Source organism: Nocardiopsis sp. KDC1DS13DA1 (assembly GCF_055632325.1).
In genome coordinates, this window is sequence record NZ_JBVMUY010000029.1 from 29,674 (window position 1) to 46,965 (window position 17,292).

Sequence of the window (17,292 nt, forward strand, 5' to 3'; positions counted from 1 at the left end):
ACATTGATTTTAAAGTCAGGAACCGAGGAGCACACATGCCCGACCCCCACGGCATCCGTCCGCCGAGCACGGGAGTGGCCACGGACGAGGTCTTCCAGGTCGAGACGCACGGCGCCGACCGCATCCCGCACGGCGACCGCCACGGCGGCCCGCGCGAACTCTTCTGGGTGTGGTTCGGCGCCAACCTGACCTTCACGTTCGTCATCAACGGCGCCCTGGTCGTCGGCTTCGGCCTCTCCTTCTGGGAGGCGACCGCGATCTTCCTCGTCGGCAACCTGGCCTTCTTCGCGGTCGGGGCCGCCTCGACCACCGGCGCCCGCACCGGTTCGCCCACCCTCGTCGTCGCCCGCGCCTCGTTCGGCCGTTGGGGCAACTACCCGGTCGCCGTGCTCAACTGGCTCGTCAGCATCGGCTACATCATCCTCAACACGGTCGTCGGGGTCCTGGCCCTGACCGTCCTGGCCGACACCGTCGGGCTGGGCGACGGCGCGGCGGTCCGTGTCACCGCTCTGGTCCTGATGATCGTGTGCACCGCCAGCGTCGCCGTCTGGGGACACGCCACCGTCGAGGTCATGCAGCGCTGGCTGGGTGTGGGCCTGGTCGTGTGCACGGTCGTCCTGGGCGCCCTCGTGCTGCCCCAGGCCGACCTGTCCGCCACCGCCCCGGCCGAGCCCCGCCTGTGGGCGTGGAGCCTGGGCCTGGTCGTCGCCGTCTCCGGCGGGGCCCTCTCCTACATCGCGATCTGCGCCGACTTCACCCGGTACCTGCCCGCCGACAGCCGCGCGCGCGGGATCACCCTGGCCACCGGGCTGGGCGCGATGCTGCCCTCGGTCGCGTTGGGCGTCATCGGCATCGCCGCGGCCACCAGGGTCGGGATCGGCGCGGACACCGACCCCGTCGAGGCCGTCGCTGGTCTGCTGCCGGTGTGGTTCCAGATCCCGTTCCTGCTGGTCGTCGTGGGTGGTTCGGTCACCAACACGATCATGACCCTGTACTCCTCGGGACTGAACCTCCAGGTCCTGGGCGTGCCGTTGAAGCGGGCCCGGACCGTGCTGATCCAGGTCGTCCTGGTCACCGCGGGCTCGGCGGTCGCGCTGTTCGTCGTCGACTTCACCGCGGCCGTGCTGTCCCTGCTGTCGGTCATGGTCGTGGTCTTCACGCCCTGGGCCGGGGTGTTCCTCACCGACACCGCCCTGCGCCGCGCCCGCTACGACGCCGCCGGGCTGCACGACCTCCACGGCGGCCCCTACCGCTACACCCGCGGGTTCCACCGCTCGGGCCTGGTCGCGCTGGCCGCGGGCACCGCGTTCTCGGTGCTGGCCGCCGACTCCGAACTGTGGCTCGGCCCGCTGGCCGCGGCCGTCGGCGCGGACCTGTCCCTGCTGGGCGGACCGGTCGCCGCGGCCGTCTACTACCTGCTCGTCCGGGGCCGGGTGGGGCCGCCCGCCGACCCGGGGCCGAGCACCACCGCAACCACCATCGAAGGAGACCGTCCATGACACGCTTCGCACCGCTGTTCGGCCCCGACATCACCTTCCTCGGCATCGACCGGTGTGACCTCGACGAGCCTTCCACCTGGGCCGACTCCGAGGCGGTCATCATGGGGGTGCCGTTCGACGGGGGCACCTCCTACCGCGCGGGCACGCGGTTCGGCCCGCGGGCGCTCCGGGGCACCGACTACCTGCCGCACGACGGCCGACGCCCGCACCTGGCGGTGCGCTCCGACGGCCTGGTCGAGCTCAACGTCAGGGACGCGGGTGACGTGGACTGCTTCAACGGCGACATCGAGGGAATGGTCGCCAGCGTCCGCCGGGCCGTGACCACGGTGGCCGCGGCGGGGAAGATCCCCGTCATGCTCGGCGGCGACCACACCATCGCCCTGCCCGACGTCCAGGGCGTGGCCAGCCACCACGGGTGGGGACGCGTGTCGGTGATCCACTTCGACGCGCACGCCGACACCGGGAACATCGACTTCGGGTCGCTGCTCGGCCACGGGCTGCCCATGCGCAGACTGATCGAGTCGGGTGCCGTGCGCGGCGACCGGTTCATCCAGATGGGCCTGCGCGGGTACTGGCCCGAGGAGGAGACGCTGTCCTGGATGGCCCGGCAGGGCATGCGGTGCTACGAGATGAGCGAGATGGACGCGCGGGGCCTCAACACCTGCCTGGACGAGGCGTTCGCCCTGGCCACCGACGAGTGCGACGGCGTTTTCCTGTCGGTGGACGTGGACGTCGTCGACCCCGGGATGGCCCCGGGCACCGGCACCCCGGAGCCGGGCGGCCTCACCTCGCGCCAACTGCTCGACGCCGTCCGCCGCATCTGCGTGGAGCTGCCCGTGGTCGGCGTGGACATCGTGGAGGTGTCCCCGGACCACGACCACGCGGACGTCACCGCGATGCTGGGCAACCGCGTCGTGCTGGAGGCGCTGTCGGGGATCGCCGCCCGTCGGAAGGGACGGGGCTGGGACCCCGCCCGCCCGCTGCTGGACGGCCGCTGATCCACCGTCGGCGGGCGGCCGGACCCCGCGTCCCGGCCGCCCGCACACCTGCGCGACCCACACCTTGAGAACATATGAACTTTGTGTTCTTATGTTTTCAGCGTCCCCGACGACGAGAGAGGCCCCGTATGCCGCCCGCGTTCTCGGCCGAGGAGAGGGCCCGGATCACCGGGATCCTGCTGGAGTCCGGCCGTGACCTGTTCACCACGCGCGGCCTGCGCAAGACCTCGCTGGAGGACCTCGTCGCGCCCGCCGGGATCGCCAAGAGCAGCTTCTACGCCTTCTTCGGCTCCAAGGAGGCGCTCTACCTGGAGCTCATGCGGCGGCAGATGGCCGACGTCCGGCGGCGCGTGGTCGACGAGGCCCTGCTGACCAGCCCGGACGACACCCGTGAGGCCCTGCGCCGCTTCCTCTGGGCGACCCTGCGCGAGCTGGCCGACAACCCCCTCTACGGAAGGCTCATGTCGCATCCGGAGGAGATGGAGATGGTCACGCGCAAGGTCACCCCGGAGGCGGTGTCCGCCACCTCGGACGACAACCCCGCCACGGCGCTGACCGAGTTCCTCGCGGCCCGCCGGGACGAGGGCGCGGTCGTGGACGCGGACGTGCCCGTGATCGTCGGCGTCCTCCAGTCGGTCCTGATGCTGCCCACCTACCGCCACCGCCTGGTCGACCCCGGTCGGGCCGACGCGGTGCTCGACCTCCTCGTCGACGCGGTGACCACCGCCCTCACCCCCCGGAGGGACTGACCGTCGTGCGCGTCCTCCTCCTCAGCCACGGAACCCGGGGCGACGTCCAGCCCTTCGTCGCCCTGGCGCTGGCCCTGGAGGGGGCCGGGCACGGGGCCCTGCTCGCCGGGCCCTCCTCCTCCGCGCCCCTGGCCGAGGCGGCCGGGATCGCCTACCACCCCGTCGACGAGGGCCCCAACCGCCTCCTGGAGGACGTGCGGACCCCGGGCGGGCAGATCCCGGAGCTGCGGGGGCCGCGCGCCCTCACCCGGGCGGCGTCGCTGATCCGGCGGATCAGACCGCTCATGCGCCGGGTGTTCGACGACATGGCCGACGCCGCCGAGGGCGGAGCCGACCTCGTCATCCACCACGCGGGTATGCCGGGCCGCGACATCGCCGCGACGCTGGGCGCGCCCAGCCTGCCCGTCGCCCTCCAGCCCTCCTGGATCCCCACCCGCGCCTTCCCCGCGCCCGGCGTCCCCTGGCCCGCCTGGGCGCCCGACGCGCTCAACCCCCTCTCCTACCGGTTGGCCGCCCTCGCCCTGCGCGGCCAGCGCTCGGTCGTCGACGACTTCCGCGAGCGACGGCTGCGCCTGCCCTCCGGCGCCCTGCCGCACGACCTCCTGCTCCGCCCGGACGGCGGCCGGTCCCCCCTCCTCCAGCCGTTCAGCCGCCACCTGCTGCCGCCGGGCACCGGCTACCCGTCCCACGTCCACACCACCGGCTTCTGGTACCTGCCGCCCGCACCGGACGAGGCGCTCTCCCCCGAACTCGACGCCTTCCTCGACGCGGGCGACCCACCGGTGTTCGTCGGATTCAGCAGCATGCCCAGCGCGGACCCCCAAGCCCTGGGCCGCCTCGTGGTCGGCGCCGCCCGGCGTGCGGGGGTGCGCGCCGTCGTGGCGTCGGGCTGGGGCGGCATCACCGCGGCGGCCGGGGAGGACGGTGTCCTGGTGATCGACCGGGCCCCGCACCCGTTGCTCCTGCCGCGGTGCGCGGCGGTCGTCCACCACGGCGGGGCGGGTACCGCGGGAGCGGCGCTGGCGGCGGGACGCCCGCAGGTCGTGTGCCCCTTCTGGGGCGACCAGCCGTTCTGGGCGCGGCGCGTCCACGAGTCCGGTGCCGGAACCGTTCCGCTGCGCGGCCCGCGGTTGACGGCGGACGCGCTGGCCGGGGCCCTGGCGCACGCGGTTCGCGACCCGCGGCTGGCCGACCGGGCGCGTGCCCTGGGCGAGCGCGTGCGCGCCGAGGACGGCACCGGGGCCGCGCTCGCCCTGGCGGAGGCCACCGCGGGGTGACCACGCGCCTCCGACGGCGTGTGACCTCCCACTCCTGCGCCGCCCGGGCGGGCGGGCCGGGCGAATCCGGGTCTAACGTGGGGTGAACACCGTCAGGAGGGGGACACCGTGGCGCAGGCGCACCACATGCGGATCGGCGAGGTGGCGGAGCGCACGGGACTGTCCCTGCGCACGATCCGCTACTACGGCGAGGTCGACCTCGTCGTGCCCTCCGCGCGCTCACGCGGCGGGTACCGGCTCTACACCGAGACCGACGTCGACCGCCTCCAGCTGATCAAGCGGATGAAACCGCTCGGGTTCAGCCTGGAGGAGACCCGTGAGCTCCTGACCGCCGTCGACGGGCTCGGCTCGGACGAGACCGACGAGGACGAGCGCGCCGCTCTGGCCGAGCGGCTCGACTCCTTCGAGGCGGCCATCGCCGACCGCTGCCTCACCCTGCGGCGGCAGCTGGAGATGGCCGAGGAGTTCGCCGAGCGCCTGCGCCGGCAGCGGGGCGGTCGCACCACGTCCGCCTGACGCCGCCCGCGCCCTGCCGCCCCTCCGCGCGGGTGACCGGAAGATGTGCACACCCCGGGGTCGCCTCACCGATCATCACGCAGGGTCATCGGGGCCAGGTGCGGGAGTGGTCCGCGTTCGCGGCCGTCGTCAGGCGGAACGGCGCCGGCGACCACCCCCTGTGAGAGTTGTCTCAGTCGCACACAGTGACACCAACCCTCACGTAACGGTAGGGTCTGTCCGGTCGGGCCCACTCTCCGTGGCCCCCGTCCCACCCTCCTCTTCTTCCCGGCGCGTCCCGCGGGGCGACACGTCCCCGTCGGCGCGGCCGGGCGCGCGGCGACGCGGCCGCGCTCCGGGGCACCCGCGGTGCCGCACCGGAAACCCAGGCGCCACCCCACACCCCGCACGGTGCGGGCCGCCGCGCGCCGTCGCCGACCACCAGACCGCACACCGCGGCCCCACCCGCCGGGCTGCCCGACCCCAGATGGGTTCCATGAATCTGCCGCTGAAGACCTCCCCACGGACGTGGAAGTCCCGTATCCCCGCCGCGGCCCAGATCCGCGCGGACGTGCTCGCCGGGCTGGTCGTGGCGTTGGCCCTGATCCCCGAGGCCATCGCGTTCTCCATCATCGCCGGGGTCGACCCCCGCGTCGGGCTGTACGCGTCCTTCGTCATGGCCGTGTCCATCGCGTTCCTGGGCGGACGCCCCGCCATGATCTCGGCGGCCACCGGCGCCATGGCCCTGGTCGCCGCCCCCCTGTCCAAGGAGTACGGGGTCGACTACCTGCTGGCCGCCACGATCCTGGCCGGCCTGTTCCAGGTCGTGCTGGGCCTGTGCGGCGTGGCCAAGCTGATGCGGTTCGTCCCGCCCAGCGTGATGACCGGGTTCATCAACGCCCTGGCCATCCTCATCTTCCTGGCCCAGATGCCGCACCTGGTCGGGGTCGGGGTGCCGATCTACGCCATGGTCGCCGTCGGGCTGGCCATCATCTTCGGCCTGCCGTACCTGACCAGGGCGGTACCCGCTCCGCTGGTGGCGATCGTGGTGTTGACCGTCGCCTCGATCGCGCTGGGCGTGAACGCCCGGACCGTCGGCGACATGGGCGAGCTGCCCGACAGCGTCCCGGTCCCCTTCCTGCCCGACGTGCCCCTCACACTGGACACCCTCACGCTGATCGCCCCCTACGCCCTGACCCTGGCGCTGGTGGGACTGATGGAGTCGCTCATGACCGCCAAGGTCGTCGACGAGCAGACCGAGACCACGTCCAACCACGCGCGCGAGGCCCGCGGGCAGGGCATCGCCAACGTCATCGTCGGGTTCTTCGGCGGCATGGCCGGATGCGCGATGATCGGACAGACGATGATCAACGTCTCCTCCGGCGCCCGCACCCGCATCTCCACCTTCCTGGCCGGGCTCTTCCTGCTCATCCTGTGCGTGGGGCTCGGCGACGTCGTCGGCATGATCCCGATGGCCGCCCTGGTCGCCGTGATGGTCTTCGTGTCGATCGTCACCTTCGACTGGCACAGCATCGCCCCCAGGACGATCCGGCGCATGCCCTGGACCGAGACCCTGGTCATGGTCGTCACCGTCGCCGTGGTGGTCTACACCCACAACCTCGCACTCGGGGTGATCATCGGGGTGATCGTGTCCATGGTGCTCTTCGCCCAGAAGGCCGCCACCCAGGCCGACGTGACCAGCGTGCTGGACCCCGAGGGCGGCACACGCGTGTACACCGTGCACGGCGAGCTGTTCTTCGCCTCGACCAACCAGCTGGTGGGCCACTTCGACTACCAGGAGAAGGACCTGACCAAGGTGGTCGTGGACATGTCCGAGGCCCACGTGTGGGACTCCTCGGCCGTCGCGGCGCTGGACCACGTGGCCGAGCACTTCCGCAGGCACGGCGTCGAGGTCGAGATCACCGGCCTGAACCAGCCCAGCGAGCGGCTGCACACCGAGCTGACCGGCACACTCAGCGGCGGGCACTGACCGGCCGCACCGTGTACGACCGCGGGCCGCCCGGGGGACTCCCCCGGGCGGCCCGTCCCGTGTTCCTGGGCCGCCGGGTCCTCGCCGTGCTGCGCTACATCGGCGACTGACCGGCGCGCCCCGTCAGTGCCGCCGCAGGCCGAACCGGTCGGCGCGGAAGGGCTCCAGGACACCGGGGCGGACCCCCTCGACCAGGAAGGCGGCCAGCGCCTCGGCCGCCGGAGCGGACAGGGTCAGCCCGAGCATGGAGTACCCGGTGGCCACGTAGGCGTTGGCGTACCTGGGGAGCCGGTCGACGACGGGCAGGCCGTCGGGTGTGAGGGGGCGCTCCCCCGCCCAGGGGTGCCTCCGGTCCGTCCAGTCCGCGCCGACGATCATCGGCGCCGCTCCGCGCGTGATGGCGTCGATCCGGACGGGGTCGGGCCGGGTGGGTCCGCGGCCGAAGTCCATGCCGCCCGACACGCGCAGCCGTCCGCCCATGGGAGCGCACGCCACGTGCGCGTCGAGCAGCAGGGTGGACGCCCGGGGCAGCCGCTCGACGGGCACGTCGAAGCTGTACCCCCGGCCGCCGACGACCGGGACGCGCCGCCCCAACCGGGTGGTGAGCGCGGCGGCCTTGGCCCCGGTCGCGATCACGAGCGCGCCCACCGGGCGCTCCCCCGCCGTCGTGCGCACCGCGTCGACCACCCCGCCGCGCGCCCTGACGTCGGTCACGGCCACACCCTCCTCGACCGGGACGCCGCCCGCCCGCAGGTGCGCGGTCAGCCCGGCGACGAGGCTGTCCGGTTCGGTCTGGACGTGGTCGCGCAGGAGGGCGCCCGCACGCACGCGGTCGGACAGCGCCGGTTCGATCTCGCGCAGCCCGTCCCCGTCCAGGGCGGTGGTGGGCAGGTCGAAGCCCGCCTCGCGCAGGGGACGGAGCGAGCCGAGGTAGGCCTCGACCGCGTCCGGCTCCCGGGCGACGGCGAGGAAGTCGGTCCGGGTGCGGGTGAACTCGACCCCGTCCTCGGCGAGCTGGTCCATGAGGGGGAAGGTGCGGGTACCCAGCGCGGCGAGCGCGCGGGCCCCGCGCGCGTGGCGGGCGGGGGTGCAGTTGCGCAGGAACCGCAGGAACCAGGGGGTGAGCAGGGGCAGGGCGTCGGGGGCGATCCGCAGCGGGGCGTCGGGGTCGCGGAAGGCGCGGAGGGCGTCCCCGAGCAGGACGGGGTCGGGAACCGGCCCGGCCTGGGCCGGGTTGACCCAGCCCGCGTTGCCGTGGGAGGCGCCCGCGCCCGGGTGGCGGGACTCCACGACGGCGACGTCGACCCCCCGTCGGCGCAGCTGGTGGGCGACGTTGAGTCCGGCGACGCCCGCGCCGACGACGAGCACGCTCGCACCTTCGGTCATGACCCGACTCCTCTCGGTGATGAAGGTCCGTGGTGTTGCCGTGCCCTCCCGGGCGGACGGGAAACGGCCCTCCCGGGTGCCGCGGCACACCTACCGGGCGGTAGGAATGGAGGCTGTCCGCACCTGGTCCTTCCCCGAGGAGACTCCCCATGACCACCACCCCCACCGCGCTCGTGACGGGAGCGTCCTCCGGTATCGGCGCGGCCGTCGCCGCCGCCCTGGTCGGGCGCGGCTACCGCGTGTACGGCACCAGCCGCAGGCCCGAGGCGGTCACCGATCCGGTCCCGGGGGTGGAGTACCTGGCCCTGGACCTGACCGACCACGCGTCGATCGAGGCGTGTGCCGCCGCTGCGGGCCCGGTGGACGTGCTGGTCAACAATGCCGGGGAGAGCCAGAACGGCCCCCTGGAGGAGTTGCCGGCCGACGCACTGGAGCGGTTGTTCCGGATCAACGTGTTCGGGGCGGTGCGCCTGACCCAGCTCGTGCTGCCGGGGATGCGGGAGCGGCGCCGCGGGCGCGTGGTGATGGTGGGGTCGATGCTGGCGAGCTTCCCGCTGGCCTTCCGGTCGTCGTACGTGGCGTCCAAGGCGGCGCTCAAGGGGTTCGCCGACGCGCTGCGCCGCGAGGTGTCGCCGTACGGGATCGGCGTGGCGACGGTGGAGCCGGGGTCGATCAACACGGGTATCAGCGAGCGGCGCACACAGTACCTGGCGGTGGACTCGCCGTTCGCCGACGAGTACCGGAGGATGCTGAGCGCGCTCAACGCCAACGAGGCGCGGGGGATCTCCGCGGACGCGGTGGCGCGGACCATCGTGCGCGCGATCGAGGCGGACCGGCCGCGCCCGCTGTACGCGGTGGGCAGCAACGCGCCGCTGGTGTTCGCCCTGCGGCGGCTGTTCCCGCGTTCGGTCGTGCTGCGGCTGGTCTCGCGCAGACACGGGCTGTGACACGGCGTCGGGGGTGCGCGGCGGTGCCGGCGCCCTCCGGCAGGATGTGGTGGCCGACCCACACCGACCCGGGGAGTCCACCGTGAAGCAGCAGGTCCACTTCATCACCCTCGCCACCGCCGACCTCGCCGCCGCCCGTTCCTTCTACTGCGACGGGCTCGGCTGGCAGCGGCTGCTGGACGTGCCCGGCGAGATCGTCTTCTTCCAGGTCGCTCCGGGCGTGGTCCTGGGGTTGTTCGACGCCGAGAAGTTCGACCGCGACCTCGGTGGCGCGGCGGGCGTCATCGGCACGACCGGCGCGTCCGGGGTGACGCTGGCGCACAACGTCGACAGCCCCGAGGAGGTCGAGGAGACGGTGGCGCTGATGGTCGCGGCGGGCGGGTCGGTGCTCAAGCGCCCGCAGCCGGGCGAGTTCGGCGGGATCTTCCACGCCCACGTCAAGGATCCGAACGGGGTGGTGTGGGAGATCGCGCACAACCCGGGGTGGCGCATCGACGAGAACGGCGACGTGGTCTTCGGCTGACCCGGGCGGGGGTACGAGGGCGTCCGCCGGTGGACTGTCCTAGGTTGGGGGCCGTACCGAACAACGTGGAGGATGCGTATGAGCGTCGTCAAGTTCAACGTCCTGACCGTCCCTGAGGGCGCGGGAGCCACCCTGGAGGAGCGCTTCGCCAAGCGGGCGGGGCTGGTGGAGAACCAGCCGGGGTTCGAGGAGTTCCAGCTGCTCCGTCCGGTCGAGGGCACCGACCGGTACCTGGTCTACACCCGGTGGCGGTCGGAGGAGGACTTCCAGAACTGGGTGAACAGCCAGGAGTTCAGGCACGGGCACGCCCAGGCCGCGCAGGAGTCCGGACAGACCGGGCACGGGCACGGCCACGGGCACGGGCACGGCGGCGCGGAGGGGGCCAAGCCCGCCGCGACCGGCAGTGAGCTGTGGGGCTTCGAGGTGGTCCAGCGGGTCTCCGGCGGGGCGTGACACGGGGCTCCGGCACGTGTCCGGGGCCGGACCCCGGTCGGGTCCGGCCCCGGACGGGCCGGTGCTCAGCCCTTGATCTCCTGCTTGCGGCCTCCTCCGCCGGTGATGCTGATCCTGCGCGGCTTGGCCCTCTCGGCCACGGGGATGGTCACCGTGAGCACGCCGTCGGCGTACTCGGCGGACAGGTGGTCGGTGTCCAACTCCTCCCCCAGGTACAGCTGCCGGGAGAACCTCCCCGAGGGCCGCTCGGCCACGACCGCGTCGCTCCCCTCGGGAACGGTCAGCCGGCGCTCCGCCCTGCAGGTGAGAACGTTCCGCTCGATCTCCAGGTCGATGGAGTCGGCCCGGACCCCGGGCAGGTCGAACTGCACGACGAACTCGTCACCCTCGCGGTAGGCGTCGATCGGCATGACGACCGGGTGGGTCGCGTCGCCGAGGAGCCGCTGGGTGATCCGCTCGAACTCCTGGAACGGGTCCGTACGCATGAGCATCATGGCGACCTCCAGGTTCATGAATCGAACCGAGTTACCCTCACGTTCGCTTCATTCCAGCGATACGCGCCGGATAAACCGCCCCGCCGCGTGACGCGAGGTCAGCGGCCCGGTCAGGTACCGCCCGTCACCCCGGTCGCGTCCGCCAGGGCCGAACGTCAGGCGGTCGCGATGATCCGACCGACCTCGGCCACCGCGGCCGTCAGGTCCTGGGGGTCGGCGGTCATCCCGGCGACGACGAGGTCGACCTCCTCCAGACCCGCCCGGGGCAGGAGCGTCCTGTCGTCGGCGACCCACTCGCCCCGGACGGCGAGAACGGCGTGCGCGGCCTGCGACGCGGCCCGGGCGACGAGCCCGGCGCACTGCGCCACCCGGCCGTGCGGCGCGTGGACGTGCTCGGCGTGGGAGAGCGTCGCGGCGGCCAGGCCCCGCCACACCGGGGGCGCGCCCACCCGCAGCGCCTCGGGGTAGTCGGGGCGGGGCAGGTCGCCGGCCAGGACCCGGCCGAGGGCGAGCTCGGCCACGACCAGGTAGGTCGGGCTCCCGGCGAGGTGGAACACGTGGGGCTCGATCCCGAACCGCCCCTCCCGCGCCTCGGCCCACCAATACTCCACGTCGGCCAGGTCCCGGTGGTGCACGTCCACGCGGCGCCCGTCGATCCGCAACCGGGTGCCGCCGTCGAACGCACCGCCTCCCCGGCCGCCGCTCTCGGACGCCTCGCCCTCCCACCCGGCGTCGCGCAGGGCCCCGGGGCCGAAGGCGCCCCGGTGGTAGACCGCCAGGTCCCGGGCCCCGCCGAGGCTCACCGCGCTGACGGCGGGGAGGGCGGCGAGCCGGTCGGCGACCGAGGACAGGAAGCGTTCGTCGGTGGTGTCGGTGGTCATGGGGCCATCATGGCCCACCGCTGCCCATCGGTGGGCGGGGGTGGGCCCCGTACCCGCACCTGGTCACCGCGGGCACCCCGAACGGTTGCGGGTGTTTGTTACCCACGCACCCGCCGCGATCGGTTGCAGCGACCCTCTCCCGGCCGCCACCCGCTGCCCGCCCCTCGGTCCGCTGGTCCGCCCACGTGTTCGGGGCGCAGGGCGACCGCACGTCCTCGGACGCCGACGGCTACCTGCCCCTGCCCTCGGAGCCTCCCCGCCGCCGCACCGACAACGGGCGCACGCGGGCCGGTTCGGCCACCGTCTCCCGCCTCAGGGAGCGCAGGAGGGCCGCCATCATGACGAAGGCGATGGCGAAGAACGGCAGGCCGAAGACGATGATCGTCTGTTGGAGGGCGTCCAGCCCGCCGACGCCGGAGGCGGTGAGCACGGTGGCGGCGACCGCCCCCTCGGCCACGCCCCAGAAGACGCGCTGCCGCGTGGGGTTCCTGGCCTCACCCGAACACAGCATGTCCACCACCAGGGACGCCGAGTCCGAGGAGGTGGTGAAGAAGATGACGACGATGAGGATCGAGAGCCCCGACACGAGGGTCGTCAGCGGATAGTGCTCCAGGAACGAGAAGAGCGCGCCGGGCAGGTCCTGCTCCACCACGACCGCCTCGACGAGTCCTCCCCCGCCGTACATCTCGATGTCGAAGGCCGACAGCCCGAACACGCTGAACCACACGATGCTGAACGCCGTCGGGATGAACAGGACCCCGACCACGAACTCGCGGATGGTGCGCCCCTTGGAGACGCGGGCGATGAAGATGCCCACGAACGGCGACCACGTGATCGTCCAGGCCCAGTAGAAGACGGTCCACGAGCCCTGCCAGCCGGTGTCGCCGAAGGTGTCGTTCCAGAACGACAGCGGGACGAGCGCCTCCAGGTACACGCCCGTGGTCTCGATGACCCCGCGGGCGAGGAAGACCGGCGAGCCCAGCACGAACACGTAGGCGAGCAGGCCCACGGCCATGACGATGTTGATGGTCGACAGCCACTTGATGCCGACGTCCAGCCCGGAGGCGACCGAGGCCACCGCGATGCAGGTGACGATGGCGATGAGCGCGAGCTGGGTCACCCGGTTCTCGGAGACCCCGAACAGTTCGTTGAGGCCGCTGTTGATCTGCATCGTGCCCAGGCCGATGGTGACCGCCACCCCGAACAGGGTGCCCAGGACGGCGACGATGTCGACGCTCCGCCCGATGGGGCCGCTGATCCTGTCGCCGATGAAGGGGTGGAGGACGGAGCTGACCCGGAACGGCAGCCCCCTGCGGTACACGAAGTAGGCGAAGGCGAGCGCGGGCAGGCAGAAGATCGTCCAGGTGTGCAGGCCGAAGTGGTAGAGCGTGAACCCCATGGCCTGCCGGGCCGCGTCCACCGACTCCGGCTCCACGTCCGCCCGGGGCGGGTCCGCGTAGTGGCTGATCGGCTCGGCCACCCCCCAGAACATGAGGATGCTGCCGATCCCCGCCGCGAACAGCATGCAGAACCAGATGAAGTCGTTGTACTCCGGTCTGCCGTCCTGGGGGCCGAGGCGGACGTGGCCGTACCTGCTGAAGGCGATTCCGATGAGAAAGACGAGGAACGTGGTGACACCAAGGATGTAGAGCCATCCGAGGTGGGTGAGAATCCACCCGGACACCGCGCCGAAAGCGGCGTCGACGGCCTCGGTGAAGACGATCGCGCTCACCACGAAGGCGACGGCCAGCGCCGCGGCGACGAAGAAGATGACCGGATCCGTCCGGAGCCCCAGCCACTGCGTGATTCTGTCGAGCATTCCGTGTGCTTTCTGGTATCCGTGGCCCGCTCCACCGCGCCGGGGCGGCCTCTGATACCCGCTCCGGCCTCGCACGATACAACGGACGGGGGCGGGGAGAAGGGCACCGCCCCGATCACCCCCGGGCGTCTCGTGCTTTCTCCCCGAAATCCCCGAAAGACACACGGTGGAATCTCCGCCGATGTTCCCAGGGGGGATTTTTCAGGATCAGCCACACTTTTCTGAGATGAAATCTCGTGACATCTCATGCCATAGGCGGCGCGATGTTCTTCGCGCCCTTCCCCGGGTTCCGCACGGCCGCCCCTGCACCGGCCCCGCCCGCCATGATGTCGTCGGGGGCCACGACCGAACCGGGCGCGGGGGACACAGCCATGACCCACGACACCGCATCCACCGACGTCGCGGACTTCCCTTCACCGACGGGGGCGCGCTGTACGGCGTGCGCGCCCTCCCGGTCTCCCGGAAGGGCGCGGCATGAGGATCACGGCGGACCGGAACAGGTGCGTCGGATCGGGTACGTGCGCGCTGACGGCGCCCGGGCTGTTCGGCCAGGACGAGGACGACGGTCTGGATCCGGCCCCGGAACCGGAGGGCGGGGCGGCCGGGCGCGGACACGGGAACGGGCCCGCGCGCCGGGGACTCCGGCGGCGCGGGCCCCGGCCGGGCGCTCAGGCGCCCAGGCGCACCAGCATCTTGCCGGTGTTGGCTCCGCGCATCATGTCGAGGAAGCCGTCGACCGCGTGGTCGATGCCGTCGACGACGGTGCGCTCCGCCTTCAGCGAGCCCTCGGCCAGCCAGCCCCCGGCGCGCTGGGCGTACTCCCCGAACAGGTCGAAGTGGTCGCCGACGATGAACCCGCGCAGGGTGAGGCGCTTGCCCACCGCGAGGAAGAGGTTGTCCGGGCCGGGCACCGGCTCGGTCGCGTTGTACATGGAGATGGCCCCGCACAGCGCGAGCCGCCCGTGGGTGCGCATGGCGCCGATCGCCGCGCGCAGGTGGTCCCCGCCGACGTTGTCGAAGTACACGTCGACCCCGTCCGGGGCGGCCTCGGCGAGCTGGCCCTCCAGGTCGCCCTCACGGTAGTCGATCGCCGCGTCGTAGCCGAACTCCTCCAGCAGGCGGCGCTTCTTCTCCGGGCCGCCCGCCGATCCGATCACGCGGGAGGCGCCGAGCTGGCGCGCGATCTGCCCGGCGAGGCTGCCGACGGCGCCCGCCGCGCCCGAGACGAACACGACGTCGCCCTCCTTGACCGGGGCGATCCGGGTCAGACCCGCGTAGGCGGTGAGCCCGACCATACCCAGGACACCCAGGTAGGCGTCGGCGGGTGCCTGGTCGGTGTCGACCACGCGTACCGTGTCCGCGTCCAGTAGGGCGTACTCGCGCCAACCCCCCATGTGCAGGACGGTGGCGCCGACCGGGACGGCGTCGCTGCCCGAGGCGGTCACGGTGCCCACGGCGCCGCCCTCCATCACCTCGCCGAGGCGGAACGGGGGCACGTAGGACTCGGTGTCGTTCATCCGGCCGCGCATGTACGGGTCGACGGACATCCAGTCGTTGCGGACGAGGACCTGTCCGGGGCCGGGCTCGGCGACGGAGGTCTCGACCAGGGCGAAGTCCCCGGGCTTGGGCTCGCCGACCGGACGGGCGACGAGGTGGACTTCCCTGCTGGTGACGGACATGGTGCTTCCTCTTACCTGTGGCCGGGTGGTGTGTGGCGCGCGGTCAGGCGCGCGCACCCGCACACAGTAGACCTGGCGCTGATCGCTTTACCAATAGAAATGCCTGAGGTCAGCATAGATTTTTCTATGGGAGCGTCGGTCGGGGAACGGGATCCGCGCCCACCGTGCGCACACGGCCGCCGCGTGGCGCGGCCCACGTGACGGGAGCCACCGCGCGGGCCGTCGCGGCGTGACCGCGCACCGTCGGCCGCCCCCGTGGTCCCATGGGCGAAAGAACGTTCCGGGGACGCGGAGGGGGTCGGGCCGGTGGTCGTACGGAGGGCGGAGCCGTACCGCGCGCAGGAGCGCACGGGGCGGCGGCGGAGTCCGGGCGTGACCGTCCTCGTCTGGGCGGTGGCGGTCGCCTTCGCCGTGTTCGCCCTCGTCAGGGCGTTCGGCTGGGAACGCGGTTACCCGTTGGTCCCCCTGATGGCACTCACACCGTACGCGCTGGCGGCCGGAACCGCGGCCGGGCTCGCGGTCGGCCTGCTCCGGCGGTGGGCCCCGCTGGCGGTGCTGGCCGCGGCCGTGCTCGTACTGGCGGTGTCGGTACTGCCGCGCGCGGTCGACTTCGGGATCACCTCGTCGGGTCACACGACGGTACGGCTCCTGAGCCTCAACACGCTGGCCGGCGGCGTGGCGGCGGCCGACGTGGTGGAACTCGTCCGCGACCGCGAGGTGGACGTCCTGGCCCTCCAGGAGGTCACCCCCGAGCTGGTGGACGACCTGGAGGCGGCGGGCCTGGGCACGTGGCTGCCGCACACGGTCGACCACTCCGCCCCGGGCGTGTACGGCAGCAGCGTCCACTCGGTCTTCCCCCTGACCGACCGGGGTGGCCCGGGCCGGGAGATCGGCGCGCTCCACATGGCCCACGCGGGGATCGAGGTGCCCGGCTACGCGGCGACCGGGGGGAGGGAGGGGGGCGGGTTCCCCGAGGAGGCGCTGGAGGTGGTGTCGGTGCACCCGGTGGCTCCGTACTCGGCGGAGAGCCTCCCCGTCTGGCGGGCCGGCCTGGCCGCGCTCCCGGCCACGGACGAGATCGACGGGTTCGGGATCCTGGCCGGGGACTTCAACGCCACCCTCGACCACGCCGCGATGCGCGCGGTCCTGGACTCGGGCTACGTCAGCGCAGGGCGGGTCCACGGAGACGGACTGACCGGGACCTGGCCCGCCGACGGGTCGCTGCCGCGGGTGGCCATCGACCACGTGCTGGTGCGGTCCGGGGAGGTCGGGGTCAGGGAGTACGAGGTGCCCGACGTGGGCGGCACGGACCACCGGGGCGTCCTCACCGAGGTGACGCTGCCCACGGCGCGGTAGCGTGCGGCGGGAACACACCGACCGATCGGAGGCACGCGTGGGCGACCACACCGAGGCGACCGTCCTGTTCGACCTGGACGGCGTCCTGGTCGACTCCGGGGAGAGCATCGCCCGGGGCCTCACCGCCTGGGCCGGGGAGCGCGGTCTGGACGCGGACGAGGTGCTGCGGTACCACGCGGGGCGCACCGACCTCGGTCTCGTCCGCCTGGTCGCCCCGCACCTGGACCCGGAGGCGGAGGCGCACCGGATCCAGGCACACGAGGTGGCGCGGGCGGAGGACGTCAGGGCGATGCCGCACGCCCGCGAGCTGATCGCCGCGCTCGACGGGCGGCACCGCCCCTGGGCGATCGTGACCTCCGGCGGCGACCTGATCGCGCACGCGCGCCTGGAGGCGGCGGGCCTGCCGTTCCCCAACGTCCTGGTGACCGCCGACCACGTGGCGCAGGGCAAGCCGCACCCGGCTCCGTACCTGCTGGGGGCCGAGCGGATGGGGGCCGCGCCCGAGCGGTGCGTGGTGGTGGAGGACTCGCCCGCGGGTGTGCGGGCGGGGCGGAGCGCGGGAATGCCGGTCATCGCCGTGGCCTCCACCCACACACCCGAGGAGCTGGCGGAGGCGACCGCGGTGGCCGCCGACCTCCGCGAGGTGGCCGACCTGCTGCTCTGACCGGATGCTCACCGGTGCGGGCCGCGGCCGGGGGACGGCCCCGGCGCGTGGTGCGGCGCCGACACCCCCAGCCCGCGTGGTT

The 17,292-nt window shown here is 73.1% G+C and carries 16 protein-coding genes; 11 read left to right on the forward strand and 5 right to left on the reverse strand.

Going from position 1 to position 17,292, the window contains the following annotated elements:
* The first annotated feature begins 35 nt into the window (after window positions 1-35).
* From ACTVAJ_RS18215 to ACTVAJ_RS18240, 6 genes are all read left to right on the forward strand, one after another.
* Window positions 36-1,499 carry a purine-cytosine permease family protein gene (locus ACTVAJ_RS18215; RefSeq protein ID WP_470389385.1) on the forward strand — a complete coding sequence of 488 codons (1,464 nt, stop codon included), beginning with the start codon at window positions 36-38 and terminating at the stop codon, window positions 1,497-1,499.
* Window positions 1,496-2,497, forward strand: a complete 1,002-nt coding sequence (speB, locus tag ACTVAJ_RS18220) for an agmatinase (RefSeq protein WP_470389386.1) — start codon at window positions 1,496-1,498, stop codon at window positions 2,495-2,497. Before ACTVAJ_RS18215 ends, speB begins: the two co-directional genes overlap by 4 nt.
* 128 nt (window positions 2,498-2,625) lie before the next feature.
* Window positions 2,626-3,246 (forward strand): TetR/AcrR family transcriptional regulator, encoded by a 621-nt coding sequence (locus ACTVAJ_RS18225; protein ID WP_470389387.1) that lies wholly within the window; start codon window positions 2,626-2,628, stop codon window positions 3,244-3,246.
* A gap of 5 nt (window positions 3,247-3,251) precedes the next feature.
* A complete protein-coding gene (locus ACTVAJ_RS18230; RefSeq protein ID WP_470389388.1) occupies window positions 3,252-4,523 on the forward strand; it encodes a glycosyltransferase in 1,272 nt (423 codons plus the stop codon).
* 108 nt (window positions 4,524-4,631) lie between these two features.
* Window positions 4,632-5,039, forward strand: coding sequence for a MerR family transcriptional regulator (locus ACTVAJ_RS18235; RefSeq protein ID WP_470389389.1), 408 nt, complete (start codon window positions 4,632-4,634; stop codon window positions 5,037-5,039).
* 466 nt (window positions 5,040-5,505) lie between these two features.
* Window positions 5,506-7,008 carry a SulP family inorganic anion transporter gene (locus ACTVAJ_RS18240; RefSeq protein ID WP_470389390.1) on the forward strand — a complete coding sequence of 501 codons (1,503 nt, stop codon included), beginning with the start codon at window positions 5,506-5,508 and terminating at the stop codon, window positions 7,006-7,008.
* Window positions 7,009-7,131: 123 nt separating this feature from the next.
* On the opposite strand, the gene ACTVAJ_RS18245 is transcribed toward ACTVAJ_RS18240, so the two are convergent.
* Window positions 7,132-8,394: an NAD(P)/FAD-dependent oxidoreductase gene (locus ACTVAJ_RS18245; protein ID WP_470389391.1), complete on the reverse strand. Its 1,263-nt coding sequence runs from the start codon at window positions 8,392-8,394 to the stop codon at window positions 7,132-7,134.
* Between the two features lie 149 nt (window positions 8,395-8,543).
* Between ACTVAJ_RS18245 and ACTVAJ_RS18250 the strand changes: the two genes are divergently transcribed.
* From ACTVAJ_RS18250 to ACTVAJ_RS18260, 3 genes are all read left to right on the forward strand, one after another.
* A complete protein-coding gene (locus tag ACTVAJ_RS18250; RefSeq protein ID WP_470389392.1) occupies window positions 8,544-9,341 on the forward strand; it encodes an SDR family oxidoreductase in 798 nt (265 codons plus the stop codon).
* An 82-nt stretch (window positions 9,342-9,423) separates the two neighbouring features.
* On the forward strand, window positions 9,424-9,864 hold the full coding sequence (locus ACTVAJ_RS18255) for a VOC family protein (RefSeq protein WP_470389393.1): 441 nt from the start codon (window positions 9,424-9,426) through the stop codon (window positions 9,862-9,864).
* Between the two features lie 78 nt (window positions 9,865-9,942).
* Window positions 9,943-10,317: an antibiotic biosynthesis monooxygenase family protein gene (locus ACTVAJ_RS18260; protein ID WP_470389394.1), complete on the forward strand. Its 375-nt coding sequence runs from the start codon at window positions 9,943-9,945 to the stop codon at window positions 10,315-10,317.
* 65 nt (window positions 10,318-10,382) lie between these two features.
* Here ACTVAJ_RS18260 and ACTVAJ_RS18265 read toward each other — a convergent pair whose 3' ends face one another.
* The 4 genes from ACTVAJ_RS18265 to ACTVAJ_RS18280 form a co-directional block, all read right to left on the reverse strand.
* Entirely contained in the window at window positions 10,383-10,829 is a 447-nt protein-coding gene (locus tag ACTVAJ_RS18265; RefSeq protein WP_470389395.1) for an Hsp20/alpha crystallin family protein, read from the reverse strand.
* 137 nt (window positions 10,830-10,966) lie between these two features.
* Window positions 10,967-11,692: a nucleotidyltransferase domain-containing protein gene (locus ACTVAJ_RS18270; RefSeq protein WP_470389396.1), complete on the reverse strand. Its 726-nt coding sequence runs from the start codon at window positions 11,690-11,692 to the stop codon at window positions 10,967-10,969.
* 229 nt (window positions 11,693-11,921) lie between these two features.
* Window positions 11,922-13,511, reverse strand: coding sequence for a BCCT family transporter (locus tag ACTVAJ_RS18275; protein WP_470389397.1), 1,590 nt, complete (start codon window positions 13,509-13,511; stop codon window positions 11,922-11,924).
* 668 nt (window positions 13,512-14,179) lie between these two features.
* Complete coding sequence (locus ACTVAJ_RS18280; protein ID WP_470389398.1) at window positions 14,180-15,190, reverse strand: NADP-dependent oxidoreductase; 1,011 nt, start codon at window positions 15,188-15,190, stop codon at window positions 14,180-14,182.
* 372 nt (window positions 15,191-15,562) lie between these two features.
* On the opposite strand from ACTVAJ_RS18280, the gene ACTVAJ_RS18285 reads away from it, so the two are divergent.
* Together ACTVAJ_RS18285 and ACTVAJ_RS18290 are read left to right on the forward strand one after the other, a co-directional pair.
* Complete coding sequence (locus ACTVAJ_RS18285) at window positions 15,563-16,546, forward strand: endonuclease/exonuclease/phosphatase family protein (RefSeq protein ID WP_470389399.1); 984 nt, start codon at window positions 15,563-15,565, stop codon at window positions 16,544-16,546.
* Window positions 16,547-16,583: 37 nt separating this feature from the next.
* Window positions 16,584-17,210, forward strand: a complete 627-nt coding sequence (locus ACTVAJ_RS18290; protein ID WP_470389400.1) for an HAD-IA family hydrolase — start codon at window positions 16,584-16,586, stop codon at window positions 17,208-17,210.
* Window positions 17,211-17,292 lie beyond the last annotated feature (82 nt).